The following is a 24,538-nucleotide window of genomic DNA, read 5'->3' as shown; positions in this document are numbered from 1 at the left end:
GTCTCAGTGGGCGAGGAGTTTCGAACTCTCGTCGAGCCACTCGATGGCGGTGGGCTGCAGCTTCTCTCTGAACTTCGCGCCGTGGTGGGCGCAGAAGAGCAGTTCGCCCGTGGCCATGGTGGCGCGGATGTAGGCCTGGGCCCCGCAGCTGTCGCAGCGGTCTGCGGCGCTCAACTGGTAACGGGAGCCGAGCTCGTCGACGGCGGTCTGGTCGGTGGCCATCTGAGTCATGTGATGCTCCTCCTGACGGTGGTGCGGTGGGTGGTGACACTCATCAAAACACGCCGACGTCGGTATCGCGTGACATCGGCCCCGATTTCGCTCATCGCGTAGAGCGGACGGCCCGATCGAGTGTCGGAGCCGCCCTGTCGGCGGCTCTCGGTAGGCTGTAACGCGGTCACCGCCTCCTCGCATTCCCGCCGTCGAGCCGAAGGCTCCTGGAGAACCATGCCCCCCACTTCGTCCGCACCCGCCTCCGACTACTCGGCCCGGCACCTCTCGGTGCTCGAGGGCCTCGAGGCCGTGCGCAAGCGGCCCGGCATGTACATCGGGTCGACCGACTCCCGCGGGTTGATGCACTGCCTGTGGGAGATCATCGACAACTCCGTCGACGAGGCCCTGGGTGGCCACGGCGACACCATCGACGTCGTCCTGCACGACGACGACAGCGTCGAGGTCCGAGACAGCGGTCGTGGCGTGCCGGTCGACATCGAACCCAAGACGGGGCTCAGCGGCGTCGAGGTCGTCTTCACCAAGCTCCACGCGGGCGGCAAGTTCGGCGGGGGCTCGTACACGTCGTCCGGGGGCCTGCACGGGGTCGGGGCGTCCGTGGTCAACGCGTTGTCCGAGCGACTCGACGTCGAGGTCGACCGGGGCGGCAAGACCTACGCCATGTCGTTCCGCCGCGGCGAGCCCGGCACCTTCGACGACACCGGCGCACCGACGCCCGACTCCCCGTTCACGCCGTTCGTCTCGGGCAGCGTGCTCCGCGAGGTCGGCAAGACCAAGCGGGGCGTCACGGGCACGCGCGTGCGGTACTGGGCCGACCGGCAGATCTTCACCCGCGGTGCGTCGTTCCAGACCGACGAGCTCTCGGGGCGGGCTCGACAGACCGCCTTCCTCATCCCTGGGCTCACGCTGACACTTCGCGACGAGCGAGCCGGGTCGCTCACCGACGGCGGCTTCCCCCTCGAGAGCACGTTCCGCTTCGACGGGGGCATCAGCGAGTACGTCGAGTTCCTCGCGCCCGACACCGCCGTGACCGACACCTGGCGCATGACGGGGTCCGGCACCTACACCGAGACCGTGCCCGTCCTCACCGAGGGCGGCGCCATGATCGCCACCGAACTCGAACGCGAGTGCGACGTCGACATCGCCCTGCGGTGGGGCAGCGGCTACGAGACGGTCTTCCGCAGCTACGTGAACATCATCGCCACGCCGAAGGGCGGATCGCACCAGGCGGGGTTCGAGGCCGGCCTCCTCAAGTTCGTCCGCCAGCAGGTCGAGGCGAACGCACGCCGGCTCAAGGTCGGCAACGACAAGATCGACAAAGACGACGTCCTCGCCGGCCTGACCGCCGTGCTCACGGTGCGTCTGCCCGAGCCACAGTTCGAGGGTCAGACCAAAGAGATCCTGGGCACGCCGGCCGTCCGGGCGATCGTGGCGAACGTGGTGGCAGACGAGTTCGGCAAGCTCTTCGCGTCCACCCGTCGAGAAGACAAGGCCCAGACCGGCCTCGTCCTCGACAAGGTCGTGGCCGAGATGAAGTCCCGCATCGCCGCCCGCGCGCACAAAGAGACCCAGCGTCGCAAGAACGCCCTCGAGAACTCGACGCTGCCGGCCAAGCTCGTCGACTGCCGGTCCAACGACGTCGCGAACAGCGAGCTCTTCATCGTCGAGGGCGACTCGGCCCTCGGAACGGCCAAGGTCGCTCGCAACAGCGAGTTCCAGGCCCTCCTGCCGATCCGCGGCAAGATCCTGAACGTGCAGAAGGCCTCGGTCAGCGACATGCTCTCGAACCTCGAGTGCGCCTCCATCATCCAGGTGCTGGGTGCCGGCTCGGGGCGTTCGTTCGACCTCGACGCGGCCCGCTACGGCAAGGTGATCATCATGAGCGACGCCGACGTCGACGGTGCCCACATCCGGACGCTGCTGCTCACGCTGTTCTTCCGGTACATGCGTCCGATGATCGAGGCCGGGCGGGTGTTCGCCGCAGTGCCTCCGCTTCACCGCGTCGTGGTCATGCACCCCGGCAGCAAACCGAACCAGACGCTCTACACGTACTCCGAGAAAGAGCTGCACGGCGTTCTCGCCGGTCTCAAGCGCACCAACAAGAAGTTCCAAGACCCCATCCAGCGCTACAAGGGCCTCGGCGAGATGGATGCCGAGCAGCTCCGCACGACGACGATGGAACGCCAGAACCGCATGCTCCGCCGCGTGAAGGTCGACGATGCCGAGAACGCGGCGCGGGTCTTCGAGTTGCTCATGGGCAACGACGTCGCTCCTCGAAAAGAGTTCATCATCGACGGAGCAGGCCTCAGCCGCGACCGCATCGACGTCTGAGCCTCGGTCGGCCCGCCGCCCCGCACGACGTCGCTCCCCGTTCGCGACGGGCGGCGTCGTCCCACGCCGGGGCTGGCCCGGGCCAGGTCACTCGCTCGGTTCGGCTCCGGCTTCGAGGCCCGTCGCCGAGTCGGTGATGTAAGCCACGGACGCCCCGATCGACCCGACGACGGCATCCAGCGGAGTGCCCGAGCCGTCGCGTCGGGAGAGTTCGGTCGGCAGGGTGCGCACCGAGCCGTCCGGTCCGACCGCCTGCGCGGGCCGGGGGCCGACCCAGGCCAGGAAGAGGGCGTCCTCACCCTTCAGCAGCGAATGGGAGCGGACGCCGCCGGTCGCCCGGCCCTTGCCCGGGTACTCGTCGAACGCGCTCAGCTTGGCCCGCCCGGGGTCGGTGCCGACGATCGTCGCACTGCTGCCGGAGACGGTCGCGACGACGGCCTCGCGGCCTGCGGGCACGGAGCCGAAGAAGATGACCGTGGCGTCGTCCGCCAGGTTGATGCCCGCGACGCCTCCGCCGGCCGGCCCCTGCGGACGCACCGACGAGGCGGTGAATCGCAGCAGTTGCGTGGCCGACGAGACGAAGACCAGTTCGTCGTCGTCGACGCCCTGGGCGACACCGACGACCTCGTCGCCCTTCTTGAGCGAGATCACGGGGAAATCGGGTCGAGCCGGGTACTGGCCGGTCGCGACGCGCTTCACGACGCCTCGCGCGGTGCCGAGGGCGATGGTCCGCTCGGAGGTCAGCGAGACGAGTCCGAGGACGCGCTCCTTCTTGTCGACCAGACCGACGTAGTCCCGGACGGGGACCCCCGCGCCGAGCTGGACCGAGGTCGGCGGCACGGACGGCAGGTCGACCGGGGTGAGTCGGACGAGGCGACCGAAGTTCGTCACCGCACCGATCTCGGTGCGTGCCGTGGTGTCGATCGACGACAGGACCGCGTCGTGCTTCGTGCGTCGCGCCGGGGGAGAGGGCACGGCCGAGTCGGGGTCGAGGTGGTCCACGCGCAGGATGCGGCCCGTGGTGGAGAGGAACACCCTGGTCGGGGTGTCGGCGATCTCGAGGACGGGGGCGGCCTTGCTGCCACGACCCGTCGTGGCGACGCTCGGTCGGGCCTCGGTCAGCAGCGTGCGCCGTGGGGTGCCGAACTGCTCGGCGATCTCGCCGAGCTCGCTCGAGACGAGGGCCCGCAGTCGGGCCGGGTCGGCCAGCAGCGCCTGGAGGTCGGCGATCGCCGCGAGCAGTTCGTCGCGCTCGGCTTCGAGTTCGATCCGGCTGAACTTCGTCAGGCGCCGCAACTGCAGGTCGAGGATGTACTCGGCCTGGATCTCGCTGAGGTCGAAGACCTCGCGGAGACGGGCTCGCGCGGCGGCGGTGTCGTCGCTCGTCCGGATGACCTGGATGACCTCGTCGATGTCGACGATGGCGACGAGCAACCCTTCGACGAGATGGAGGCGGTCCTCTTTCTTCGCGAGCCGGTAGCGGCTGCGACGCGTCACCACCGCGACTCGGTGCGCGACGTAGACCTCGAGCATCTCCTTCAGCCCGAGCGTCCGCGGCTGACCCTCGACGAGGGCGACGTTGTTGATGCTGAAGCCGTCCTCGAGCGGCGTGTAGCGGTAGAGCTGCTCGAGGACGGCCTCGGGGCTGAAGCCCGTCTTGATGCCGATGACGAGACGAAGGCCGTGCGTGTGGTCCGTCAGGTCGGTGACGTCCGTGATGCCCGTGAGTTTCTTCGCCTGCACCCCGTCCTTGATCTTCTCGATGACCTTCTCGGGGCCGACGAGGTAGGGCAGCTCGGTGACGACGAGACCGTTCTTGCGCGCCGTGATGCTCTCGACGGCGACGCGCGCCCGGGTCTTGAAGCTGCCACGACCCGTGGCGTAGGCGTCACGGACCCCGGCGAGGCCGGCGATCGTGCCTCCGGTCGGCAGATCGGGACCGGGCACGAAGGCCATTAGGTCGTCGAGGCTCGCGTCGGGGTGGTCGATGAGGTGACGAGCGGCGCCGACGACCTCGACCAGGTTGTGCGGGGCCATGTTCGTGGCCATGCCCACGGCGATGCCGCTGGCACCGTTGACGAGCAGGTTGGGGAACGCCGCGGGCAGCACCTCCGGCTGCATCAGCTGGTTGTCGTAGTTCGGGACGAAGTCGACGACGTCCTCGCCGAGCCCCTGGGTCATGGCCAGCGACGCCTCGGCGAGCCGGGCCTCGGTGTACCGGGGCGCCGCCGGGCCGTCGTCGAGGGAGCCGAAGTTGCCGTGACCGTCGATCAACGGGACCCGCATCGTGAAGGGCTGCGCCTGCCGGACCATGGCGTCGTAGATCGCCGTGTCACCGTGGGGGTGCAGCTTGCCCATCACCTCGCCGACGACCCGTGCGCTCTTGACGTGTCCGCGGTCGGGTCGGAGGCCCATCTCGGACATCTGGTAGAGGATGCGCCGCTGGACCGGCTTGAGACCGTCGCGCGCGTCCGGGAGGGCCCGCGAGTAGATGACCGAGTACGCGTATTCGAGGAACGACCCCTGCATCTCGAGCGAGACGTCGATGTCTTCGATGCGTTCGCCGTGGTCGGGGTCGTTCGTGTTCTCGGTGGTGGTCATGCACTTCTCACGGATCGGGGTGGAGGAGGCCCCCGGTCGTCGCTGTGCCAGACTGGGGCCGGTGTCTTCCATCGTACCGGCGCGCCCTCGAGGGGCCGCGAGCCTGGCCGACGTGGTGCCTTCCTGTCTCGCCTCCCTGCGGGGTGAGGTCAACGTGCTCGGCCTGCCGGCCGTCCGGGCCGCCGTCGTCGTCGTCGTCGACGGTCTCGGGCAGGCGGCGCTCGGCGCCCGTCGCGGCCACGCCCGCACGTTGTCCGGGGTGAAGGGCAGCCTGTGGTCCGGCTGGCCGACGACCACCGCCGCGGCCCTCACGACCCTGACGACGGGGGCCTTGCCGGGGCAGCACGGACTCGTGGGCTACTCGGTCCTCGACGCCGAGAACGACCGCGTGGTCAAGCAGCTCTCCGGCTGGGACGACCGCATGCGACCCGACGAGTGGCAGCGTCGCCCCACCCTGTTCGAGACGGCGACCGACGTCGAGTCCCACGCGGTCGGCCCGAAGCGCTACCGGTCCTCCGGCCTGACCGAGGCGATCCTCCGCGGAGCGACGTACGACGTCGCCGAGAGCGTGGCGGACCGCTTCGCGACCGCGGCGCAGCTCGTGGAGTCGGGCCGCGCCTCCCTGATCTATCTGTACGTCCCCGAACTCGACATGATCGCGCACCGGGCCGGGTGGGAGTCCGACGAGTGGATCGACGCCCTCGAGGGCGTCGACTCCGAGGTGCGCTCGCTCGAGGCAGGGCTGCCGCCGGACGTCGGGGTGATCGTCACGGCCGACCACGGCATGGTCGACGTGGGGGAGCGGCGCCGCATCGTGTTCGGCGGGACGCCCGCCCTGGTGGACGGGGTCCGCCACGTCGCCGGTGAACCCCGGTGCCTGCAACTGCACCTCGAACCCGACGCCGGCGACGGTCGACGGCGCGCGCTGCTGGAGTCCTGGCGGTCGGCCGAGGGCGACCGCGCCTGGGTGCTGACCCGGGAGGAGGCGGTGGACGCAGGCTGGTTCGGTCCGGTCGACCCCGTGGTCGTGCCCCGCATCGGGGACGTCCTCGTCGCCGCCCGACGTGGCGTGGCCTACTACGACGGCCGTGACCGGGGCGGTGAACCCGGCACGATGGTCGGGCAGCACGGCTCGTGGTCCGACGACGAGACGATGGTGCCCCTGAGGGCGTTCGGTGCGTACCGCCGCCAGCCAGCGAGGTGACGCCGGCCGTGGTCAGGCGGGATCGTCGTCGGAGCGCGCGCCGAAGACGATCTCGTCCCAGCTCGGCATGGACGTGCGGCCGCGGGCCTTCTTGGCCGGCTGAGCACTCGGCATCTCCCGGCGGGCCGCGCGTCCACGGCTGCCGCGGATGCCCGTGGGTTGGACGGGCACGCTCTCGACCGTGATCTCGCCTCGATCCGACAGGTCGGGCAGGGCGGGCGTCGGCTTGGTGGCCCCCTCGGGCAGGTCGAAGTCGTCGAGGGGGACGTCGATCACCCGGATCGAGCCCGTCGCCGGGTGGTCGCCGCGCCCGTCGTCGTCCGAGAATCGTGCCGCCTCACGTTCGCCGCGACGGCGACGCAGGGCCTCGAGCAGGTCGGCGGTCTGGTCGTGGCCGCTCGCGTCGTCGGGGGTCCGGTTGGCGGCAGCGAAGGAGGCGGTGCTCCGGCCCCCGGGACGCAGCCGGTCGGTCGCCGGCTCGGCGGGCACCTCGACCTCGGCGTCCTGCTCGACGAGGAACGCCCCGCTGTCGAAACGCCCCGACGTGTCGTCCGGACGGGAGTCACGGCCCACGGCCCGGAGACGGGGGACGAGCGGACCGGCTTCTTCGTCGTGTCGGGACAGACGGTGGGCGTCCCCGCCGAGCGGCACCAACACCGACTTCTTGGGATCGAACCGCCAGGTCGCGTCTCGCTCGACCTCGTGGGTGACGAAGGCCACGTGGACCACCCAACCGTGCTCGGCGTCCTTGTAGGCGGTCCACTCGCGCTGCGTGGTCTCGGCGCCGTCGAGCCGCTCGTCGATGACGGTGCCGAAGGTCGTCGCGGGCACGTCGTCTGCCACGGACACGGGGACGGCGCGGGCGCTCGCGAGGACGAACGCGCGCTCGGCGAGCACGGGCCCCTCGAACCGGTGCACGTAGTCGACGTCGGCGCCGGTCAGTTCGGCGACCTGGCCGGCCGTCTTGCCGGCACGGACGAGGGCCTGGATCTCACGAGGCGGCGCCTTGCGTTCGACCGGGGCGTCGGCGGGGCTGGCCGCCCGGAGCTGGGAGTGGAGCGTGTGCGTGACGGGAAGGCGGTACTCGCCACCGGCGTCGGTCGCGACGAGCAGAGCTCCGCTCTGGACGCCGATGACCCTGAGATCCTGCATTTTCCACGCCTTTCACCGTCGTGATCCGGTGCCAAGAGTCGCATGCCGGGGCCCGTTCTCGCGGGAATACGACGGGCGTGCCGTCAGTTCTTCCGAGGCGGCCGAAAGGCCGTGGGAACCGGTTTGCTATTCGACAACGAGTGATGCAAACTGCACCCGCCGAATCGGGCACACGAACGACCGAAGAACTGGATGGGCATGGCCACCGACTACGACGCACCTCGAAAGAACGACGACGACGGCTCGGAGTCGATCGAGGGGCTCAAAGAGAGGGTCCCCGACAAGATGACCGGCGTCGTCGACGACGACGCCGACAACCCGGGCTCGTTCGAGCTCGCCGGGCAAGACCTCTCGGACCTCGACCTCGACGTCGTCGTCCTCCCCCCTCAGGTCGACGAGTTCACCTGTGTCGAGTGCTTCCTCGTGAAGCACCGTTCGCAGCTCGACCACGAGACCAAGCTGGGCGCTATCTGCCGGGAGTGCGCCGCCTGAGCTCCTCCAACCGGTGGACGACCTCGTCGGGACGACGGGTCGACACCAACCAGTAGGGTGCCGGGTCGTCGAGATCGGTCAGCGAGATCTTGACGACCGGACGCACCCAGCCCCGGAACAGGGTCCATGCTCGCGCGTCGAGCCTGGGCCCTCTCTCTTTGGTGGCCTCGGCACCGCTGAACCCCTCGGCCTCGCCGATCTCGTGGGCGAACAGCCGGGCCCTGCCTGCCGTGAACCCCTCGTCGTCGATCGTCAGCACCGGCGAGGTGAGGACGAGCGCGACGACGGCTCCCACGTAGAAGACGACGGCCATCACGACGCCCACGGTCGAGTTGATGGGCAGGAAGACCAGCAGGGTGGCGGGGACGAGCAGAGCGCACGCCACGAAGACGGAGAGCGGCGGGAGCAGGCGCTCACGGTAGGGGTTCATGGGGTCCATTCGACCAGACTTCTGCACTACCCTCGACACGTGACCCAGACCCTCGACGTCCTCATCGCCGCCGAGGCGACCTCGGTGCCCGAGTACGCCCACCCCGGTGACGCCGGGGCCGACCTGCTGTCGACCGACGACCTGGTGCTCCTCCCGGGGCAGCGCGCACTCGTCGGCACGGGGGTGTCCATCGCTCTGCCCGAGGGCTTCGCCGCGTTCGTCGTGCCCCGCAGCGGCCTGGCGGCCAAGCACGGCATCACCGTCGTGAACTCCCCGGGCACCGTCGACTCCGGCTACCGCGGCGAGATCAAGGTCTCGTTGCTCAACACCGACCTGGCGGCGGAGCACCACGTCGCCGTCGGCGACAAGATCGCCCAGCTCGTCATCATGCCCGTCGTCCGTGCGACCTTCGTCACCGTCCCGACGCTCCCCGAGAGCGTGCGCGGGGTCGACGGGCACGGCTCGACCGGATACGCACACAACCCAGGAGGCACCGCGTGAGGAAGTCCAAGCGCCGCGAGCAAGAAGTGGCCGAGGTCGCGATCGACGTCGAGTCGGCCGACGTCGCCGACGTCGAGGTCGACATCGAATCCCTCGACGAGACCGAGGTCGAGGTCTTCGACGACTCGAAGTCGGCACCCGGTGACCGCGCCGAGGTCGGCCCGCTCGACGAGACCGAGGCCAACCCGGTCCGTCCGTACGTCGACCTGGGCGGGGTGAAGGTCCTGCCCCGCGAGGGCCTGCACCTCCGGCTCGAGGTGGAAGAGGGCAGCAAGCGCGTCGTCGCCGTGGGCCTCGACTTCGCCAAGTCGACCCTCCAGGTGCAGCCGTTCGCCGCACCGCGGACCACCGGTCTCTGGAACGAGATCCGGGGTCAGATCAGCGAGCAGATCGAGAAGCAGGGCGGGACGACCGCCGAGGTCGAGGGGCCCTTCGGCCCGGAGGTCCGTGCAGAGATCCCGGTGATGGGCGGTGACCCCGGCACGACCCGGCGGGCTCGCTTCATCGGCGTCGACGGCCCGCGGTGGTTCCTGCGAGGCGTCATCGCCGGCGACGCTGCGGACGACGGCGAAGCCGCCGAGAAGATCGAAGAACTGTTCCGCAGCATCGTCGTCGTGCGTGGCACGACCCCCATGCCTCCCCGCGAGCTCATCCCGCTGGCCATGCCCAAGACCGGTCCGACCGACGCCCCGGGCACCACGCCCTCGGTGGTCTGACCCGTCGTGTCCGTGACGCCCGAGCGGCCCGATCCGTCCGATCCGGCCCCGCTCGACGACCCGAGGGTCTCGCTGGCGGCGCAGCTCCAGGCCGCGGCGCGGCGGGCCGGCATCGGTCAGGTCGCGCCGGGCGAGGTGCCCACGGCCGCGGCGTTGCTGACGGCCATCGGTGGCGTCCGGGGCCTCGTCGAATCGATCGTCCCGGGCCTCGGGTTCGTGGTCGTGTACACGATCACCCGCGACGTCGTGCCGTCGGTGCTCATCCCCTTGGTGCTAGCCGTGGCGTTCGTCGTGGCGCGGGCGGTGCAGCGCGGCCCCGTCGCGCAGGCCCTGGCCGGGGTCTTCGGCATCGCCCTCTCGGCAGGCATCGCGCTCCTCTCCGGCCGGGCCGAGAACAACTTCGTCCCAGGGCTGATCATCAACGCCGCATCGCTCCTCGCGATGCTCGTGAGCATCGCGGTGCGCTGGCCGCTCATCGGCGTCGTCGTCGGGTTGCTCACCAACGACGGCACGGGGTGGCGAGCGGACCGCGCCAAGCGGCGGGTCCTCGTGCTGGCCACGTGGCTCTGGGCCGGGCTCTTCGCCGCGCGTCTGGCCGCCCAGGTCCCGCTCTTCCTCGCCGGAGACGTCGCCCTCCTCGGCACCCTCAAGCTCGTCATGGGCGTGCCGCTCTACGCCGGCCTGCTCTGGGTGACGTGGTTGCTCGTCCGGACGGTCTACCGCGGACGCGACGCCGCGGACGACGCGCGGGGCCGTACGAGCTGACCCGCACCTCCTGGTGCTATGTTTTGTCTCGACATCGAGACAAATCGCTGGGATCGGCCCCGGGGACACCCCGCGGACTTAGGCTGACCTCGCTGGTGGGCGTCGCGCCCACCGGCCAAGATGAGGGCGTAGTCAGCAAGGGAGACGGCACGTGTCTGCAATCAACAGTTTCGGCTCGAAGAACACCCTCACGGTCGGGTCCACCGACTACGAGGTCTACCGCATCGACGCGGTCGAGGGTTCTTCGAAGCTTCCGTTCAGCCTCAAGGTCCTGCTCGAGAACCTGCTCCGCACCGAAGACGGTGCGAACGTCACGGGCGACCAGATCAGGGCTCTCGGCTCGTGGCAGCCGACCGCCGATCCCGACACCGAGATCCAGTTCACGCCGGCTCGCGTCGTGATGCAGGACTTCACCGGGGTGCCCTGCATCGTCGACCTGGCAACCATGCGCGAGGCCGTCGCCGAACTCGGCGGCGACCCCACCAAGATCAACCCGTTGGCACCCGCCGAGCTCGTCATCGACCACTCGGTCATCGCCGACCTGTTCGGCTCCGAGGACGCCCTCGAGCGCAACGTCGAGATCGAGTACGAGCGCAACGGCGAGCGGTACCAGTTCCTCCGCTGGGGCCAGACCGCCTTCGACGACTTCAAGGTCGTCCCGCCGGGCACCGGCATCGTGCACCAGGTCAACATCGAGTACCTGGCCCGCGTCACCTACAGCCGTGAGGTCGGCGGCGTGCTCCAGGCGTACCCCGACACCCTCGTCGGCACCGACTCGCACACGACGATGGTCAACGGCCTCGGCGTGCTCGGATGGGGCGTCGGCGGCATCGAGGCCGAGGCCGCCATGCTGGGTCAGCCGGTGTCGATGCTGATCCCCAAGGTCGTCGGCTTCAAGCTGTCGGGCTCGATTCCCACCGGGGTGACGGCCACCGACGTCGTGCTCACCATCACCCAGCAGCTCCGTCGCCACGGCGTCGTTGGCAAGTTCGTCGAGTTCTACGGCGAGGGCGTGGCCGAGGTGCCGCTGGCCAACCGCGCCACCATCGGCAACATGAGCCCCGAGTTCGGCTCGACGGCCGCGATCTTCCCGATCGACGACGTCACCCTCGACTACCTGCGCCTCACCGGCCGGTCGGACGAGCAGATCGACCTCGTCGAGCAGTACGCCAAGCTGCAGGGGCTGTGGCACGACCCGTCGACCGAGCCCGTCTTCAGCGAGTACCTCGAGCTCGACCTCGCCACGGTCGTCCCGTCGATCGCGGGTCCGAAACGCCCGCAGGACCGCATCGAGCTGACCGTGGCCAAGTCGCAGTTCGAGGTCGACCTCGAGAACTACGCGACCACCGACCACTCCCAGATCGACGCCGCCGTCGAGGGCACCTTCCCGGCGTCCGACCCCGTCGGCTTCACGGCCGAGGACGACGACGACGCCCAGCCGCACTCGATCTCGCACACGTCACACGCCCCGGCCAAGGTCTCCAAGCCGACGTCCGTCGCGCTCGGCGACGGTTCGACCTTCACGCTCGACCACGGCGCCGTCGCCATCGCGGCCATCACGTCGTGCACCAACACGTCGAACCCGTCCGTCATGCTCGCCGCGGGCCTGCTCGCCCGCAACGCCAGCAAGAAGGGCCTGAAGGCCAAGCCCTGGGTCAAGACGACCCTGGCACCCGGCTCGAAGGTCGTCACCGACTACTACGAGAAGGCCGGTCTGACCGCCTACCTCGAAGACCTCGGCTTCTACACCGTCGGTTACGGCTGCACGACCTGCATCGGCAACTCGGGTCCGCTGCTCGACGAGATCTCGACGGCGGTCCAGGACAACGACCTGGCCGTCACCGCCGTCCTGTCGGGCAACCGCAACTTCGAGGGTCGCATCAACCCCGACGTCAAGATGAACTACCTCGCCAGCCCGCCCCTGGTCATCGCCTACGCCCTGGCCGGCTCGATGAACTTCGACTTCGAGAACGACGCCCTCGGCACCTCCGACGACGGCACCGACGTCTACCTCCGCGACATCTGGCCCGACGCGGCCGAGGTGCAGCAGACGATCGACTCGTCGATCGACACCGACATGTTCACCCACGAGTACGCGGGTGTCTTCGACGGTGACGAGCGCTGGCGGTCGCTGCCGACCCCGACCGGTGCGACGTTCGAGTGGGATTCCGAGTCGACCTACGTCCGTAAGCCCCCGTACTTCGAGGGCATGACGATCGAGACGACGCCGGTGAGCGACATCCACGGTGCTCGCGTCCTGGCCAAGCTCGGCGACTCGGTCACGACCGACCACATCAGCCCGGCCGGTTCGATCAAGGTCGACAGCCCTGCGGGCCACTACCTGGACGAGCACGGCGTCGACCGCAAGGACTTCAACTCCTACGGCTCGCGCCGGGGCAACCACGAGGTCATGATCCGTGGCACCTTCGCCAACATCCGGCTCAAGAACCAGCTGCTGGACGGCGTCGAGGGCGGCTACACCCGCGACTTCACCCAGCCCGAGGCCCCGCAGTCGTTCATCTACGACGCCAGTGCCCGCTACCAGGAGCAGGGCACGCCCTTGGTCATCCTGGGTGGCAAGGAGTACGGGTCGGGTTCGTCCCGTGACTGGGCCGCCAAGGGCACCAGCCTGCTGGGCGTCAAGGCGGTCATCACCGAGAGCTTCGAGCGCATCCACCGCTCGAACCTCATCGGCATGGGCGTCGTCCCGCTGCAGTTCCCCCAGGGCGAGACCTGGGAGACCCTCGGGCTCGACGGCACCGAGCAGATCGACATCGTCGGTCTCGAGCAGCTGAACGACGGCACCACCCCGAAGACGGTCCACGTCTCGGCGACCCCGACGGCCCACTCGCCCGAGGGCAAGCAGCCGGTCGAGTTCGACGCCGTCGTGCGGATCGACACCCCGGGCGAGGCGGACTACTACCGCAACGGTGGCATCTTGCAGTACGTCCTGCGCAGCCTGGTCTGATCGCCGGTACGCACCGACCCGAGACCCCCGGACGAGCACGCGCGTCGTCCGGGGGTCGTACGGCGTTCTCGCCGGGCGCGTGCCTAGAGTGGACGGATGCCCGAGAGGGCGGAGGAGGAAGACCAGCATGAGCCTGTTGCAGACGATCACGGGGCCTCGCGACCTCGACCGCCTGACGAACGAACAGATGGTCGATCTGGCCGCCGAGATCCGTCGGTTCCTCGTGACCGAGGTGTCGAAGACCGGGGGGCACCTGGGGCCGAACCTGGGCGTCGTCGAACTGACCTTGGCGATGCACCGCGTGTTCCACTCGCCGCACGACGCGTTCGTCTTCGACACGGGCCACCAGTCGTACGTCCACAAGCTGCTCACCGGGCGTCAGGACTTCTCAGGGTTGCGCCTCCGCGGCGGACTCGCCGGGTACCCCCAGCGGTCGGAGTCCGAGCACGACATCGTCGAGAGTTCGCACGCCTCGAGCTCGCTCTCGTGGGCCGACGGCATCTCGAGGGCGTTCCAACTCACCGGTCGCGACGACCGGCACGTCGTCGCCGTGGTCGGCGACGGTGCCCTGACCGGCGGCATGACGTGGGAGGCCCTGAACAACATCAGCGACGACAACGACCGTCGCCTCACGATCGTCGTCAACGACAACGGTCGGTCGTACGCACCCACCATCGGCGGCATGGCCAGGTTCTTGAACACCGTCCGCACCCGCCAGGCCTACCGAGAGCTCCACGTCGGCAGCCGAGCCGTGTTCGACAGACTCGGTCACCCCGGTCGGGCCGTCTACCGCGGCGTCCGAGGGGGACTGCACGGCTTCCTGAGCCGCTTCACCAACAACGAGGCGCTCTACTCGAACCTCGACATCAAGTACATCGGCCCGGTCGACGGGCACGACCAGGTCGCGATGGAAGAAGCGCTGCTCCAGGCGAAGAACTACGGCGCCCCGGTCATCGTGCACGCGATCACCGAGAAGGGCCGCGGCTTCGACCCGGCGCGGGCCGACGTCGCCGACCAGTTCCACGCGGTCGGGCAGATCGACCCCGAGACGGGCGAGCCGCTCGAGGCCGCCACATCGCCCTCGTGGACGTCGGTCTTCGCCGACGAGATCGTCGACATCGCCGAGCACGACGAGAAGGTCGTCGGCATCACCGCGGCCATGCTCCGACCGGTGGGCCTGCACAAGCTCGCCGAACGCTTCCCCCACCGGGTCTTCGACGTCGGCATCGCCGAGCAGCACGCCGTGACGAGTGCCGCAGGCCTGGCCTTCGGCGGTCTGCACCCCGTGGTCGCGTTGTACGCGACGTTCGTGAACAGGGCGTTCGACCAGGTCTTGATGGACGTCGCACTCCACCGAGCCGGCGTCACCTTCGTCCTGGACCGCGCCGGCGTCACGGGGCCCGACGGACCGAGTCACCACGGCATGTGGGACCTCGCCCTGCTGCAGATCGTGCCGCACATCCGCCTCGCGGCTCCGCGTGACGCGACCAGGCTCCGCGAAGAACTCCGCGAGGCCGTCTCGGTCGACGACGCCCCCACGGTCATCCGGTTCTCCAAAGGTGCGGTCGGCGTGGAGCACGAGGCCGTGGAGCGTCTGTCGGACGGCGTCGAAGTCCTTCGTCGGGCCGGTCACGACGACGTCTTGATCGTCTGCGTGGGCCCCATGGCCGGCATCGGGCTCGACGTGGCCGAGCGACTGGAGGCCCAGGGCATCGGCGCGACGGTCGTGGACCCGCGCTGGGTCGTTCCCGTCCCGACGAGCATCATCGAGCTGGCCGCCACGCACCGTCTCGTGATCACCATCGAAGACGGCGTGCGCGTCGGTGGCATCGGGACGCGGGTGCGGCAGGACCTCCGCGGCGCCGGCGTCGACACCGCCGTGACCGAGCTGGGCCTGCCGGACGAGTTCCTCGAGCACGGCTCGCGGGCCGAGATCCTCGAGGAGGCCGGCCTCACCCCCCAGCACATCGCTCGGGACGTCGTCGCCCAGGTGCTGGGCAGCCGCATCCCGGTCGCGCGTCCCCTCGACGAGGACGCGCCCACACCACGCAACGAGGACGCGCGACACGACTGATCATCGCCGGAACCGACCATCGGCGCGACGGACCGTCGACGCCACGGACCGTCGACACCACTGATGCAGTCGAAGCGGACGCCCTCGCCTCGGAACGACGAACGCCCCGTCTCGACCTGAGACGGGGCGTTCGTCGCTGAGGGGGCCGAGCCGCGACGGGACCTACTCGACGCCGCGGATCGCGGGCTCGTGGAAGTCGCGTCCGCGCACGCGCCGCGAGGCGCCGACCCGGTCGAGGTACGGCGTCACCCCGCCCATCTGGAAGGGATACCCCGCCCCGAGGATCAGGCAGAGGTCGATGTCTTCGGCCGCCGCCACCACGTGGTCGTCGAGCATGCGTCCGACCTCGTCGGCGAGCCCGTCCTCGATGCGGACCCGCAGCTCGTCGTCGGTGAGGGCCGTGCCGGGCCCGGCTGCCAGGGCGACGGCCTTCTTGTCGAACCCCTTGCGGCGTCCCTTCGAGTCACGCTCGAAGATCGTGCCGTGCTCGGCCAGACGATGCAGCCCGTCACTCGCGAAGAACCGGTCGGGGAAGGCCGCGTGGTGGGTGTCGAGCACGTGCGCCCCGACCGTGAGCCCGACGAGTTCGAGCAGTTCGAAGGGGGTCATGGGCAGGCCGAACGGTGCGGTGGCACGATCGACCACCTCGAAGGGCGTCCCCGTCTCGACCGCGTGCATGGCCTCGCCGAGCAGTTTGGCCAGGATGCGGTTGACGACGAACCCGGGGGTGTCGGCCGTGATGACGGCGTTCTTCCCCAGGGCCTTGGCCGTGACCATGGCCGTGCTGAGCGTCTCGTCGTCGGTCGCGGGCGTCTTGACGACCTCGATCAACGGCATGACGGCGACCGGGTTGAAGAAGTGGAACCCCACGAGTCGCTCGGGGTGGGCGAGCCGCGCCCCGATCTGCTCGACGCTGAGCGACGACGTGTTCGTCGCCAACACCGTCGTGTCGGAGACGACGGCCTCGACGTTCGAGAAGACCTCTTGTTTGACGCCGAGTTCTTCGAACACGGCCTCGATCACCCAGTCGGCGTCGGCGAAGTCCGCCAGGTCGGTCGTGCCCGTGATCAACGCCTTGAGGCGGTTCGACTCGTCTCGCGAGATGCGGCCCTTGCCCTGCAGCTCGTCGATCTCTCCGTGGATGCGGCCGAGGGCCGTGTCGACCCGGGCCTGGTCGAGGTCGGTGATGACGACGGGCACGCGGAGGCGGCGGACGAAGAGCAGGGCGAACTGGCTCGCCATGAGGCCTGCCCCGACGATGCCGACCTTGCCGACCGTGCGGGCGAGGTCGGGCGAGGGCGCCCCCGCCGGCCTCTTCGCCCGCTTCTGCACGAGGTCGAAGGCGTACATGCTGGCGTGGAACTGGTCACCGGCCACGAGGTCGGCCAGGGCTTCGTCCTCGGCCGCGAAGCCGGTCACCCGGTCGGTGTTCTTCGCCGCCTTGAGCAGGTCGAGGGCGGCGTACGGGGACTTCGCCACGGTGCCGATCTTCGACTCGAGCGACTTGCGCGCCACCGACACGGCGACGTCCCACTTCACCGCACGCTCGAGCTTGCCGGGCACGTTCGGCCGCTTGACGACGACGCGTCCCGTCAGCACGTCGTCGGCCCAGCGGATGCTGTCCTCGAGGAACGCGGTCGGGCCGAACATCACGTCGACGATGCCGAGCTCGAGGGCCTGGGCGGGCTTGAGGGTGCGGTTGTTCTTCAGCGGGTTCTCGATGACGACCTTGAGGGCGTTCTCGATGCCGATGAGATTCGGCAGCAACCAGGCCCCGCCCCAGCCCGGGATGATCCCGAGGAAGACCTCGGGCAACGCGATCGCCGCGGCGGACGAGTCGACCGTGCGGTAGTCGGCGTGCAGGCCGATCTCGACCCCACCGCCGAGGGCGAGCCCGTTGACGAACACGAAGGTGGGCACGGCGGCGTCGTGCAACTTGCCGAGCACGGCGTGGCCGAGCCGGGCCAGCTCGCGGGCGACGTCTCGACTCGGGATGGCGCTGACCTTGCTCAGGTCTGCACCCGCCGCCAGGAAGTACGGTTTGCCCGTCACCGCGATCGCCGCGATCTCACCAGAGGAGGCGCGGGTGCGGACCGCGTCGAGGGTCGCGCCGAACTCGTGCAACGTCGCCGGCCCCAGGGTGCTCGGCCGGGTGTGGTCGCGACCGTTGTCGAGGGTGATGAGGGCGAGGACGCCCCCCGAGGGCAGCGGGACGTCGCGGACGTGGGAGTGCGTGACCACCTCGTCGGCCGACAGCTCGGTCAGTTGTTCGGTCGCCGTGCTCATGCTCGAGCCGCCTTTCGCGAGTGGTGGGGGTTCTCCCAGATGACGCTGCCGCCTTGACCGAGGCCGACGCACATGGCCGTGAGGCCGTAACGCACCTCGGGGTGCTGCTCGAACTGGCGGGCCAGCTGGATCATGAGCCGGACGCCCGACGAGGCGAGGGGGTGCCCCACGGCGATGGCGCCGCCCCAGGGGTTCACGCGGGGGTCGTCGTCGTCGATGCCGAAGTGGTCGAGCAACGACAGCACCTGGACGGCGAACGCCTCGTTGAGTTCGAAGAGGCCGATGTCGTCGATCGAGAGCCCGGCCTTGCGCAACGCCTTCTCGGTGGACGGGACGGGGCCGATGCCCATGATCTCGGGCTCGACGCCGGCGAAGGCGAAGCTGACGAGACGCATCTTGGGGGTGAGCCCCAGCTCTTTCGCGGCTGCCCCGGACGCCATCAGACTGACCGTCGCCCCGTCGTTCAGCCCGGACGAATTGCCCGCCGTGACGCGACCGTGCGGCCTGAACGGCGTCCGGAGGGCAGCCAGCCCCTCCATGGTGGTCTCGGGGCGTGGAGCCTCGTCGCGGGTCGCGAGCCCCCAGCCCTGGTCGGTCTTGATCGCGACCGGGACGAGGTCGGGTTGGATCTGGCCCGCCTCGTAGGCGGCGGCCAGCTTCTGCTGGGACCGCATCGCGTACCGGTCGGAGCGTTCTTTGGTCAACTGGGGGAACCGGTCGTGGATGCGCTCGGCGGTGTTGCCCATGTTGAGGGCCTCGCCACTGACGAGCTTCTCGGCGACGAACCGCGGGTTCGGGTCGGCGGCGAAGCCCATCGGGTGGCGCCCCATGTGCTCGACGCCGCCGGCGAGGGCCACGTCGTAGGCACCGAAGGCGATGCCACCGGCCACGGTGGTGACGCTGGTCATGGCACCGGCGCACATGCGATCGATCGCGTAGCCGGGCACGGACCGGGGCAGGCCGGCGAGGAGCGCCGTGGTGCGGCCGAGGGTCAGGCCCTGGTCGCCCTGCTGCGTCGTCGCGGCGATGGCGACGTCGTCGATGCGTTCGGGGGGGAGCGACGGATTGCGTTCGAGAAGGCCCTTCATCGCCTTCACGACCAGGTCGTCGGCCCGGGTCTGCCAGTACATGCCTTTGTCGCCGGCCCGACCGAACGGGGTGCGTACCCCGTCGACGAACACGACATCGTTGCTCTCGGCCACAGTGCCTCCAGTGTCAGGATCTGCTCCTGATCTTAGGGACGAGGCCGGGGGCCCGAGAATCGTTCGAGCAATCCTACGAAGGGCCGTCGCTCGTCGGCTCGGGCTCTTGGTGGGCGTCGACAAAGGCCTCGGCGACGGCCTCGGCCACGGCGTCGACCTGCCAGGGGCGTGCCCCGAGCTCGACCATCGCCGCCGAGATCGTGGGCGCGTCGAACGGGATCGGGGGATCCCAGGCGAGGCGGCGCAGCGTCTCGGGCGTGAGCAGGTTCTCGACGGGGAGGTCGAGACCCTCGGCGATCTCGGTCACGCGCGGCCGCACGGCTTTGTACCGGGCGTCGGCGAGCGGGTTCTTGTCGGCCCACGAGCGGGGAGGGGGCAAGGTGTCGCTGGCCGGGCCACGGTGCGACGGCAGGTCGGTCGTGGCTCGACCGCGTTCGATGGCGGCGAACCACCGGTCGAGTTCACTGCGGCTGGCGCGGCCGACGAACTCCTTGATGCCGGCCAGGGCACGCTTGTCGGTCGGCATGGCCCGGGTCGCCGCGACGAGCGACGAGTCGGGCACGAGCCGCCCGGGTGCCGTGTCGATCTCTCGGGCGTAGTCGTCGCGGGCCTGCCAGAGCTCGCGCGCGACGGCCAGCGAGCGCGACCCGCGCAGGCTGTGCAGCCCGGTCAGGCGACGCCACGGGTCGACCCGGGCGGGCTTGGCCTCGCGGCGCAGCGTCGCCTCGAACTCCTGACGCGCGATCTCGAGCTTGCCCGCGTCCGCGAGCACCGCCTCCATGGCGTCCCGCAGGTCGACGAGCAACTCGACGTCGAGCGCGGCGTAGACGAGCCAGCTCTGGGGGAGGGGACGCGTGGACCAGTCGGCCGCGCTGTGCTCCTTGGCGAGGTGGACGCCGAGCAGGTGTTCGACGACGGCTCCGAGCCCGACCTTCGGCAGGCCCGCGATGCGGGCACCGAGCTCGGTGTCGAAGATCCGGCTGGGATCGAGGCCCACCTCGCGCAGGCAGGCAAGGTCTTGGCTGGCGGCGTGGAGCACCCATTCTTCGTCGCCGATGACGTCCTGCAGCTCGGCGAACGAGCCGATGGCGGGCGGGTCGAGCAAGAACACCCCTGACCCCCGACGGAAGACCTGGATCAGGTAGGCGCGTTGCGAGTAGCGGTAGCCGGAGGCGCGCTCCGCGTCGATGGAGACGGGTCCGGTGCCGGCCCGGATCGCCTCGACCGCCGCGAGGTACCCCTCACGGTCGTCGATGACGACGACCTCGCCGTGGACCGAGTCCGCCGTCTCGACCCGGGGTCGGACGGTCACCCGGGGCTCCACGCCGCCGGAGCCGTCGCCGACGGGTGTTGCCTCGTCTGGTGTCGCTGTGGTCATGTCTCCGCTGTTCCTGTCCGGGGGCGCTGTTCTGGTCCGGTCGCGCCGTCCTGGTCCGGTGGGTCAGTCCCGCCCGACCCGCCGCGAGGCGAGGAGCGTCACGCCCTCGACCGTCGGGGGCAACCCGGCGAGCGTGCAGATCAGCTCGCTCCAGGCCTCGATGTGCGGGGCCAGGTCGGTGCTGGTGGGACTCCACGAGGCCCGGAGCTCGAGCTGGGCCCCGTCGCCGTGGCTGGCCAGCTCACCGTATCCGGTCGAGAGGATCTTCGTGGCGGTGCCGGAGGCCTGGTCGTACGAGGCGCCCCGGGCGTCGAGGCTGTCGACCAACCAGGACCACGCGACGTCCGCCACGAACGGGTCGAGGGCGATCTCGGTCTCGAGGGGGGCCTGCGCGAAGCTGACGACCCGGAACGGACCGCCCCAGGCCTCGGGCTCGTCCTCGTCGTAGAGCAGGACGAAACGCCCCGTGCCCAGGTCGGGATCGGGGCGACCGGCGGCACCCACGACGTCGCCGGCGAGGGCCAGGGCGTGCGGTGCGAGGCCGTTCGGCGCGGGGATCTCGGTCACGGCGAGCGCGTCCCGGGCGGAGGCGCGGTGGACGGACTCGACGGCCGCGGCGAACGCGGGCGGCCGGGTCGGCGTCGGGGGGATCTCGGACACCCTCGAAGACTAGGGTCGAACCCGAGGGCGACCCTCGCGGCACGCCGCGCCCGGCTCAGCAGATCCACAGGTCACCCCGAAGCCACCTGCCGTCGCCCGAGGAGCCGCCCGTGATCCGCCCCGCCCCCACCGGTCGACGGGGCCCCGGCCCGCTCGCGATCGTCTCGATCGCCGTCGGCGGCACCGTGCTCCTGTCGTCGGCGGCCCTGGCCTCGGGGGTCGTGGCCATCGCGCGCAAGATCGTGACCCCGGCCCGTCGGCGACGCGACGACGTCCGGATCGAGGCCCACGACGCCTCGGCCGGGACGGTGACCCTGTCCTCGACGCCCGACACGCGCCTCCCCGGCCGGTACAGCTTCTGGTTCGACCGCGGCCGGGGGCACGCCCGCCTCGGCGAGGTCGTCCGCGACGACGGTCGGCACGTCGTGCGTCGGGTCGAGGCCGTCGAGGGCGGCGAGCTCGACCGGGCCCGCCACGGCCGCATCGGGGGCTGGCTCTTCCCGACGCCGCGGGACGCGGGCCTCGACGCGCACGAGGTGACGGTCGCCACCGAGGTCGGCCCTGCCCCGGCGTGGCTCGTCCCGGCCGCGACCGGCACCGACGGCCCCTGGACGATCGGCGTCCACGGCCGGGGGGTGACCCGCGCCGAGACGATCCGCGCCGTGCCGGTCTTCCACCGCCGCGGCGTCACCTCGCTGCTCGTGTCGTACCGCAACGACGGTGAGGCACCCCCGTCGCCGGACGGCCGGTACGCACTCGGCGACTCCGAATGGCGTGACGTCGAGTCGGCCCTCCGGTACGCCGTCGAACACGGCGCGACGTCGGTCGTCCTGATGGGCTGGTCCATGGGCGGTGCCCTCGTGCTGCAGGCGGCGACGCGCTCGGCCCTCCGAGGGGTCGTCACGGGCCTCGTGCTCGAGTCGCCGGTGGTCGACTGGCGGACGACCCTCGCGTACCAGGGCGCGGCCATGCGCGTGCCGCCGGCCGTCCAGGGCGTCGTGCTGCGCCTCCTGGGGTCGCCGCTGGCCTGCCGGCTGGCGGGCAGCGCCGAGCCGATCGACTTCGACCGGCTCGACCTCGTGGCGCGGTCCGGTGACCTCGAGGTGCCGGTGCTCGTGCTGCACAGCGACGACGACGGCTTCGTGCCGTCCACCGCGTCGCACGCGCTGGCCGAGGCGCGACCCGACCTCGTGACGCTCGAGGTGTTCGAGGTCGCCCGGCACACCAAGCTCTGGAACCTCGACCCCGAGCGGTTCGACGCGGCGATCTCGGGGTGGCTGGACCGTCAGCGGCTCGCCGGGCCGCCCTCGACCGACCACCGCGCGTAGAGCGTGCTCTGCTCGTCGACGAGCAGCTGGCCGAGCACGAGCGACGCCGGGTCGAACCGTTCGCGTCCGAACACGGGCAGTCCGCTGCCGATCACGAGCGGCGAGGTCGACAGGCACAGCTCGTCGACGAGCCCGTCGCGCAAGAACTGCCCGGCGAGCGACGGCCCGCCCTCGCAGACGAGCGAAAGGAGGCGCTGGTCGCGGAGGCACCGCAAGATCGCGGCGGGCTCCAGCCGACCGTCGTCGTCCGGTGCAGTCAGCACGGCCGCGGCCGCCCAGATCGCCTCGCCAAGGGTCTCGCGGACCCGCGCCCGGGCGGAGGCCGGACAGACCACGACGACGCGCTCGGCCTCGGTCGGGTCCATGCGGTGGCCCGAGAGGTCGCCGGACGACGTGACGACGACCAACCGGGACGACTTCGGCACGCGGTAGCCCTCGGCCCGCACGCTCGCCGCGCCCACGAGGACGCCGTCGGCGAGCGAGCGGATGGCCGCCAGGATCGTGCGGTCGGTGGCGTTGCTCAGCGTCTCGGAGGTGCCGTCCGAGCCCGCGGCGTCACCGCTGACCGCGGCGATGAGGTTCAGGCGCAGCCAGGTCTCGCGAGGTGGGGCGTACAGGTCGCGGATCCGGGCCGGCGCCTCGGCGTCGTCGATGTCGAGCTCGACCCCGACGTCGGTCGGCCGCTCGAGCGCGTGCAGCACCCGAAGCGTCACGCGGCGGCGGTCCGCTCACGGATCTGGCGCTTGGCCCGACCCAGCAGGGCGGTCATGCCGCGGATGCGCAACGGGCTGACCGCCTCGGTCAGGCCGATGGTCTGCGGGTAGTCGTCGGGGACGTCGTCGAGCACCTGCGCCACCGTGAGCCCGTCGAGCCCCTGGGCCAGGATGGACGCGAACCCCCGCGTCGTCGGCGCCTCGCGCGGAGCCGTGGCGTGCAGGTGGACACGGCCCTCGGCGACCTCGACGAAGAGGAACACGGGGGACTGGCACTCCACCACCCGCTCGAGCAGGTCGGGGTGGTCGGCGTAGCGGTCGGGCAACTCGGGCAGCTCGTTCGAGAACTCGAGCAACAGTTGCAGACGGTTGCGGACGTCGAGCGCCAGGAACTCCTCGCGGATCTCGACGAGTGCCTCGGGCAGTGCGCCGGGGGAGGCGGCCACGTCGGTCACCGGGCCGGCACCTCGCCCGGCTCGGTGCCCTGGACGATCGGGACGCGCACGGCGCTGCCCCACTCGGTCCACGAGCCGTCGTAGTTGCGGACGTCCTCGAAGCCCATGAGGTGCGTCAGGACGAACCAGGTGTGGCTCGACCGCTCACCGATGCGGCAGTAGGCGACGACCTGGTCGCCGTCGGCGAGGCCCGCGCCGTCGCGGTAGATCACGTCGAGCTCGGCGAGCGGACGGAAGGTGCCGTCGTCGGCCGCGGCCTTGCCCCACGGCACGTTCTGCGCGCTCGGGATGTGGCCGGCGCGCAGGGCGCCCTCGTCGGGGTAGGCCGGAGCCGTGGTGCGCTGACCCGAGAACTCCTCGGGCGACCGCACGTCGATCAAGGGCTTGCCGAGGTGCGCGAGCACGTCGTCCTTGTACGCCCGGATGACGCTGTCGTCGCGCTCGACGACGGGGTAGTCCGTCGGCTCGACCGCCGGGGCGTCGGTCGTGTAGTCGCGCCCCTCGGCCTCCCATTTGGCGCGGCCGCCGTCGAGCAGGCGGACGTCCTCGTGACCGAACAGCGAGAACACCCAGAGGGCGTACGCGGCCCACCAGTTGTTCTTATCGCCGTAGATCACGACGGTGCTGTCGCGCGAGATGCCGCTGCGGGCCATCAGGGCGGCGAAGCCCTCGCCGTCGACGTAGTCGCGCTGGACGGGGTCGTTCAGGTCGAGGTGCCAGTCGATCTTGACGGCGCCGGCGATGTGGCCGGTCTCGTAGAGCAGGACGTCCTCGTCGGACTCGACGACGACGAGCCCGGGGGTGCCGAGGTGCTGCTGCAGCCACTCGGTGCTCACGAGTCGCTCGGGGTGGGCGTACTCGCCGAAGCGGGCGGACGTGTCGTGCTCGACGGCCATGGTGTCTCCTCGTTCAAGGTGTCGGGATGGGGCCGGCGGCGGGCGACGGGTCGTGCCCGGCGGCGTAGGATCGCCTCTGGTCGGCCCCGTCGAGGTTACGCATGCCGCGTGACCGTCGCCCGGGAACCGTACGACTCTGACACATCCCCGCCCCC

At 70.6% G+C, this 24,538-nt stretch carries 20 protein-coding genes; 9 read left to right on the top strand and 11 right to left on the bottom strand.

Going from position 1 to position 24,538, the window contains the following annotated elements:
- Positions 1 to 3 precede the first annotated feature (3 nt).
- Positions 4 to 231 (bottom strand): hypothetical protein, encoded by a 228-nt coding sequence (locus ITJ55_RS02270; RefSeq protein WP_194593903.1) that lies wholly within the window; start codon positions 229 to 231, stop codon positions 4 to 6.
- Positions 232 to 447: 216 nt separating this feature from the next.
- Here ITJ55_RS02270 and ITJ55_RS02265 point away from each other — a divergent pair, with 216 nt between their 5' ends.
- The gene (locus ITJ55_RS02265) at positions 448 to 2,562 is read left to right on the top strand and encodes a type IIA DNA topoisomerase subunit B (RefSeq protein ID WP_194593902.1); all 2,115 of its coding nucleotides are present in this window, start codon (positions 448 to 450) and stop codon (positions 2,560 to 2,562) included.
- 87 nt (positions 2,563 to 2,649) lie between these two features.
- Here ITJ55_RS02265 and ITJ55_RS02260 read toward each other — a convergent pair whose 3' ends face one another.
- Entirely contained in the window at positions 2,650 to 5,163 is a 2,514-nt protein-coding gene (locus ITJ55_RS02260) for a DNA topoisomerase (ATP-hydrolyzing) subunit A (RefSeq protein WP_194593901.1), read from the bottom strand.
- 61 nt (positions 5,164 to 5,224) lie between these two features.
- Between ITJ55_RS02260 and ITJ55_RS02255 the strand changes: the two genes are divergently transcribed.
- The gene (locus ITJ55_RS02255) at positions 5,225 to 6,367 is read left to right on the top strand and encodes an alkaline phosphatase family protein (protein ID WP_370543973.1); all 1,143 of its coding nucleotides are present in this window, start codon (positions 5,225 to 5,227) and stop codon (positions 6,365 to 6,367) included.
- Between the two features lie 12 nt (positions 6,368 to 6,379).
- Here the strand turns inward: ITJ55_RS02255 and sepH are convergent, their stop codons facing one another.
- Positions 6,380 to 7,519, bottom strand: a complete 1,140-nt coding sequence (gene sepH, locus ITJ55_RS02250; protein ID WP_194593899.1) for a septation protein SepH — start codon at positions 7,517 to 7,519, stop codon at positions 6,380 to 6,382.
- A 198-nt stretch (positions 7,520 to 7,717) separates the two neighbouring features.
- Here sepH and ITJ55_RS02245 point away from each other — a divergent pair, with 198 nt between their 5' ends.
- A complete protein-coding gene (locus ITJ55_RS02245) occupies positions 7,718 to 8,011 on the top strand; it encodes a DUF4193 domain-containing protein (protein ID WP_043592858.1) in 294 nt (97 codons plus the stop codon).
- On the opposite strand, the gene ITJ55_RS02240 is transcribed toward ITJ55_RS02245, so the two are convergent.
- Positions 7,986 to 8,441 carry a DUF3093 domain-containing protein gene (locus ITJ55_RS02240; RefSeq protein ID WP_194593898.1) on the bottom strand — a complete coding sequence of 152 codons (456 nt, stop codon included), beginning with the start codon at positions 8,439 to 8,441 and terminating at the stop codon, positions 7,986 to 7,988. The two genes, ITJ55_RS02245 and ITJ55_RS02240, sit on opposite strands and share 26 nt — an antisense overlap.
- A 39-nt stretch (positions 8,442 to 8,480) precedes the next feature.
- On the opposite strand from ITJ55_RS02240, the gene dut reads away from it, so the two are divergent.
- The 5 genes from dut to dxs all read left to right on the top strand — a co-directional run bounded on the left by dut (position 8,481) and on the right by dxs (position 15,465).
- Complete coding sequence (gene dut / locus ITJ55_RS02235) at positions 8,481 to 8,942, top strand: dUTP diphosphatase (RefSeq protein ID WP_194593897.1); 462 nt, start codon at positions 8,481 to 8,483, stop codon at positions 8,940 to 8,942.
- A gap of 83 nt (positions 8,943 to 9,025) precedes the next feature.
- The gene (locus tag ITJ55_RS02230) at positions 9,026 to 9,658 is read left to right on the top strand and encodes a DUF3710 domain-containing protein (RefSeq protein ID WP_194594705.1); all 633 of its coding nucleotides are present in this window, start codon (positions 9,026 to 9,028) and stop codon (positions 9,656 to 9,658) included.
- Positions 9,659 to 9,664: 6 nt separating this feature from the next.
- Positions 9,665 to 10,423, top strand: coding sequence for a DUF3159 domain-containing protein (locus ITJ55_RS02225; protein WP_194593896.1), 759 nt, complete (start codon positions 9,665 to 9,667; stop codon positions 10,421 to 10,423).
- Between the two features lie 151 nt (positions 10,424 to 10,574).
- Positions 10,575 to 13,391: an aconitate hydratase AcnA gene (gene acnA / locus ITJ55_RS02220; protein ID WP_194593895.1), complete on the top strand. Its 2,817-nt coding sequence runs from the start codon at positions 10,575 to 10,577 to the stop codon at positions 13,389 to 13,391.
- A 127-nt stretch (positions 13,392 to 13,518) separates the two neighbouring features.
- Complete coding sequence (gene dxs, locus ITJ55_RS02215; protein ID WP_194593894.1) at positions 13,519 to 15,465, top strand: 1-deoxy-D-xylulose-5-phosphate synthase; 1,947 nt, start codon at positions 13,519 to 13,521, stop codon at positions 15,463 to 15,465.
- A gap of 162 nt (positions 15,466 to 15,627) precedes the next feature.
- Here the strand turns inward: dxs and ITJ55_RS02210 are convergent, their stop codons facing one another.
- From ITJ55_RS02210 to ITJ55_RS02195, 4 genes are all read right to left on the bottom strand, one after another.
- On the bottom strand, positions 15,628 to 17,751 hold the full coding sequence (locus ITJ55_RS02210) for a 3-hydroxyacyl-CoA dehydrogenase NAD-binding domain-containing protein (protein ID WP_194593893.1): 2,124 nt from the start codon (positions 17,749 to 17,751) through the stop codon (positions 15,628 to 15,630).
- Positions 17,748 to 18,953, bottom strand: a complete 1,206-nt coding sequence (locus ITJ55_RS02205) for a thiolase family protein (protein WP_056256490.1) — start codon at positions 18,951 to 18,953, stop codon at positions 17,748 to 17,750. Before ITJ55_RS02205 ends, ITJ55_RS02210 begins: the two co-directional genes overlap by 4 nt.
- Before the next feature lie 73 nt (positions 18,954 to 19,026).
- Complete coding sequence (locus ITJ55_RS02200) at positions 19,027 to 20,265, bottom strand: HRDC domain-containing protein (RefSeq protein WP_370543972.1); 1,239 nt, start codon at positions 20,263 to 20,265, stop codon at positions 19,027 to 19,029.
- 129 nt (positions 20,266 to 20,394) lie between these two features.
- A complete protein-coding gene (locus ITJ55_RS02195; protein WP_194593891.1) occupies positions 20,395 to 20,991 on the bottom strand; it encodes a DUF3000 domain-containing protein in 597 nt (198 codons plus the stop codon).
- Between the two features lie 110 nt (positions 20,992 to 21,101).
- Between ITJ55_RS02195 and ITJ55_RS02190 the strand changes: the two genes are divergently transcribed.
- Positions 21,102 to 22,319, top strand: coding sequence for an alpha/beta hydrolase family protein (locus ITJ55_RS02190; protein ID WP_370543971.1), 1,218 nt, complete (start codon positions 21,102 to 21,104; stop codon positions 22,317 to 22,319).
- On the opposite strand, the gene ITJ55_RS02185 is transcribed toward ITJ55_RS02190, so the two are convergent.
- Genes ITJ55_RS02185 through ITJ55_RS02175 form a run of 3 tightly spaced genes read right to left on the bottom strand, consistent with a single transcriptional unit; the run spans position 22,277 to position 24,383 of the window.
- A complete protein-coding gene (locus ITJ55_RS02185) occupies positions 22,277 to 23,032 on the bottom strand; it encodes a dihydrofolate reductase family protein (RefSeq protein ID WP_194593890.1) in 756 nt (251 codons plus the stop codon). The genes ITJ55_RS02190 and ITJ55_RS02185 overlap by 43 nt on opposite strands.
- Positions 23,029 to 23,487, bottom strand: coding sequence for a SufE family protein (locus ITJ55_RS02180; protein WP_370543970.1), 459 nt, complete (start codon positions 23,485 to 23,487; stop codon positions 23,029 to 23,031). Before ITJ55_RS02180 ends, ITJ55_RS02185 begins: the two co-directional genes overlap by 4 nt.
- Positions 23,484 to 24,383, bottom strand: a complete 900-nt coding sequence (locus ITJ55_RS02175; protein WP_194593889.1) for a sulfurtransferase — start codon at positions 24,381 to 24,383, stop codon at positions 23,484 to 23,486. The genes ITJ55_RS02180 and ITJ55_RS02175 overlap by 4 nt, the downstream gene beginning before the upstream one ends.
- Positions 24,384 to 24,538: the final 155 nt, after the last annotated feature.

Origin of the sequence: Frigoribacterium sp. VKM Ac-1396 (assembly GCF_015350895.1) — a bacterium.
Classification (GTDB): domain Bacteria; phylum Actinomycetota; class Actinomycetes; order Actinomycetales; family Microbacteriaceae; genus Frigoribacterium.
This window is presented reverse-complemented; position numbering and strand designations above follow the sequence as displayed.

What these genes read in the sequence shown, in the direction of transcription:
- ITJ55_RS02270 (WP_194593903.1), bottom strand. Translation starts at nt 231, where the DNA reads ATGACTCAGATGGCCACCGACCAGACCGCCGTCGACGAGCTCGGCTCC.
- ITJ55_RS02265 (WP_194593902.1), top strand. Translation starts at nt 448, where the DNA reads ATGCCCCCCACTTCGTCCGCACCCGCCTCCGACTACTCGGCCCGGCAC.
- ITJ55_RS02260 (WP_194593901.1), bottom strand. Translation starts at nt 5,163, where the DNA reads ATGACCACCACCGAGAACACGAACGACCCCGACCACGGCGAACGCATC.
- sepH (WP_194593899.1), bottom strand. Translation starts at nt 7,519, where the DNA reads ATGCAGGATCTCAGGGTCATCGGCGTCCAGAGCGGAGCTCTGCTCGTC.
- ITJ55_RS02245 (WP_043592858.1), top strand. Translation starts at nt 7,718, where the DNA reads ATGGCCACCGACTACGACGCACCTCGAAAGAACGACGACGACGGCTCG.
- ITJ55_RS02240 (WP_194593898.1), bottom strand. Translation starts at nt 8,441, where the DNA reads ATGAACCCCTACCGTGAGCGCCTGCTCCCGCCGCTCTCCGTCTTCGTG.
- dxs (WP_194593894.1), top strand. Translation starts at nt 13,519, where the DNA reads ATGAGCCTGTTGCAGACGATCACGGGGCCTCGCGACCTCGACCGCCTG.
- ITJ55_RS02210 (WP_194593893.1), bottom strand. Translation starts at nt 17,751, where the DNA reads ATGAGCACGGCGACCGAACAACTGACCGAGCTGTCGGCCGACGAGGTG.
- ITJ55_RS02175 (WP_194593889.1), bottom strand. Translation starts at nt 24,383, where the DNA reads ATGGCCGTCGAGCACGACACGTCCGCCCGCTTCGGCGAGTACGCCCAC.